The organism is Wolbachia endosymbiont of Drosophila barbarae, from assembly GCF_044752445.1.
In the GTDB taxonomy this organism is placed as follows: domain Bacteria; phylum Pseudomonadota; class Alphaproteobacteria; order Rickettsiales; family Anaplasmataceae; genus Wolbachia; species Wolbachia pipientis.
The window spans coordinates 1-3,316 of the sequence record NZ_JBIXJM010000004.1 but is presented as its reverse complement, the minus strand read 5'-3'; the positions used below and the strand labels follow the sequence as shown (position 1 = coordinate 3,316).

The 3,316-nt window shown below is 34.7% G+C and carries 2 protein-coding genes; both read right to left on the bottom strand.

Annotated elements, in window-relative coordinates; translation table 11 throughout:
- A partial coding sequence (locus ACIPNH_RS00080) for a TrbL/VirB6 family protein (RefSeq protein WP_400770755.1) occupies nt 1-2,045 on the bottom strand: 2,045 nt, incomplete at its 3' end.
- Between the two features lie 89 nt (nt 2,046-2,134).
- Nucleotides 2,135-3,316: TrbL/VirB6 family protein (locus tag ACIPNH_RS00075; RefSeq protein WP_400770752.1), on the bottom strand; the 1,182-nt coding region annotated here is incomplete at its 5' end.

The following is a 3,316-nucleotide window of genomic DNA, read 5'->3' as shown; positions in this document are numbered from 1 at the left end:
CTACAGCTATTATCTACTACCATATCACTTTCTGCAATATAATGGTCTGCTGGATTCTCTTTAGTACCAGGAATTGGGTTAAAGAAAGGATAATCTATATAACGAAACCCTTTTTCAATGTAATCCGGTGGAAGAGGGATATACCCAGCACCGCCAGTAAATTTTATTGTACCACCTTCTCTGCTTATCTTTTCTATACCTTCTATGTTCTTATCTACGTTCAGCGGAGAAGTTTCTCCAAGAGTGTAAGGTACGAAAATTTGCCCTGGGGTCCAACCAAAGTACTGCTTATCAACGATACAAAAACCACCAAACACCCATTTTGGAGCACATAACCTTACCTCAAACCATTTATTGTAGCATACAGTAAAACCTAACTGCCTATAAAAGGTATTCATTATAATGGAAGCCAGTAATGACAAGAGAGCAAATATCATAATCGACTGTAAACAAAAGCTGATGCAGAATTTTATCCAACCTTCAAATAGACTTTTCAGCGGTGAAAATAAAATAGAAATTAGAAACAGTGGCATAATGGCTATAAGAAAAGCTATACCCATAAAACCAGAGAGAAATATTATGTAAGCATATAAGCACAGCAAGAAGTATAGCACAATCCCTATGAAAATTTCCGGTATCATAAGAAGGCTTGCCCACATTTGGTAATGTAAAAACGCTGCAAACTTTTTCCAAACAGAATAAGCAAAAAACTTATTGAACATGTCCTCCATGAAGCTAAACAACTTAGCTTCATCTCCTTGAGCAATACTTCCGGTGTTCATGTTGGGAGCAAAATTAGTAATTATACTTATCAATTGTTCAAGACCTTTAACGAATAAAACAAGAAAATGATCATAGAAAAATCTAAAACTTCCAGGAGATATAAGCACTATTACTAGAGTGATTTTCATCATTCTGATGAGCATATCATGCTTAGTTTCTTGTATCATGCCAAAAAGATAAAGAAGCGATGAAATCATTACAAATAGAACAAGCAAGGAAAGAACAAAATTGTGAAAGCTCGTACTTTTTTCAGCTATATTTTCGAACATAGCTTGTGCAACTGCAGGATCATTGCTATTAAAATGTTCTTTGCAATTTTCGTTAATCAATAATACACATTTTAGATAGTTATAAATGTAATCAAAAAACCCAAAACTACTTGGCTGCTGCACTCCACTTAAGAACTCAAAAGAGTAGCCACCTACATTATCTAAGTAATATCTATCTAATATTTTTACATATATTTTCCATCCCTTTTTTAACTTCAACTCATTACAATTTCTGTCTTTTAATTTAGTGCTATCTCTGTCTAAAGTAAAAAGACCGCTCCCATTTTCTGCCACGGAGTTGTAACCTAGATGTACAGTAGGATATTGAGGATCGCGCATTAACTTTAGATTTTCGTTAGGATCATCTTTCCCCGTTTGAAACAAAAGATAAGCACCATGACCATTGGTAAACCAACATGGAGCACCACGTGATACTGTATTTGCGCTATCATCTTCATTAATGCACTTGCAATTTACAGTGCAACTTGTATCAGACTTACTTGAAAATTTTTGTATGCTAGGTTTATAATCATTACAAACTAAGTGAAAATTAGGTAAACTATTATCACTTTGTTTACCTTCAAATTTAGTTGCATATTTTAACTGCTCCAAGCTTTGTAAGGTATAACTGCCTTTTTTAGATTCCTTCTTGTTATTATTACTCCAAGATGTCCATGCACCATTTACTCGCACTATTAAGCTATCTCCATTGGTTTCTAATCCAGTATCTTTCCACTTCACCACTTGGTTATGGTGAAAACCAGAATTAATTTCACCAGTGTCAGGATCAATAACGCTTTCATCTTCACCTTCTGGAATAAAAGCATCATGATCGCTTGAAAAATGAGCGCTTACTGCAATAGGTTCAGGACCAAAATAGTCAGCAGATATGCACCTTGGAAAAGGCATATCGTTCTTACTACAACCTGTGATCAGCACATAAGCTGCAAGAAGTAATACCCTAAACCAACATTTGCCTAAACGTGATTGCATATCTAAACTTTTTCCAAATACAGAATAAATTTCTAAACCTTTACTTAAAATATCTTTTTAATTAGTTACTCCATAACATCATTCATATCTTACTCCTCTCCATTTTCTTCCTTGTTTTTAGCTTTAGCACTAGGATCACTTCTTATTGTTTCATCAGAATTTTTTTGCTGATCTGATTGTTTTAATGTTTTAGGTCTATCACTCGTTGTTTTATCAGAACTTCCTTTAGAATCTTCTTTTTTGTCTGGTTGCTTTGGTGTGTTAGGTAATTTAGCCTCAATTTTTCCCCGATCTTTACTCATTTTCTGCTTGATACTCTGTATCATACTTTGGGTCTTATCATCAAGGCCAACGGTTGACAGCATAGCTTGCGATGCGCTCTTAGCAACTGTACCAACACCGCCAGTAACTCCATAACCAGAGCTAAATAGTGTTTGTACCATAGTTTCCGATATAGAAACAAAAGCTTCCATTGCACCGGCAATAATGAGGTATGTAAACGCCTGGATTAGGTCTATAGGTAATGCTGCAAAGTGTCCACCAGCCCTTTCTCCGGTACTGAGTGCAACATCAACGCTAGTGCCAGGACTGTATCCAAGAGGCAGTATTGATTTCATCAAGCACAGATCATACGATAAGAAATTTACGCTAATTAAACATTGATAGCATGCAGAAAAATTTGTGAGGTTATATAAAACTGAATACATCAACTGATTTAAAAGAGATAAAAATGAAAATAAAATGACTGGTTCTAATGAAACATGAGCCAACGTTTTTATCCAATTATCAAACAAGGGTTTAGTCTTTTGAAATAGAATAAATACGATAAATAAAGGTGTTAATGACAGTAAAAACGCTACTAGAACAGTAGATATTACATATTTCAATGTAGCACTAATAATGCATTTTAAAAACGCATAAGTAGCGCAGAGTATTGCCAAAAATGCAATAACGCCAAAAGGACCAGAAAGCATCAACGATAAAAACTTTAGCCAAGTTTCTGCTGTGAATAATACTCCTGCTGTCAAGTCTAAGAATGCAAATTTTCTCTCCCCTTCTCCTACATAGCCAGAAAAACTATCAACTAAATAAGTGCTACCATCTATAAAAAGTCTGGATAAAGTTGTACCAAAAAGTTCCCAGCTTCTATCGCTAAAGGCAAAAGCTATAAATGCTATCTTGAACATTCTTACAATGAAATCAAATTTACTTAGCTGTATTGTTCCAAGCATATAGCCAACGACAGTAAATATAACGTATAGAGTAAGCAA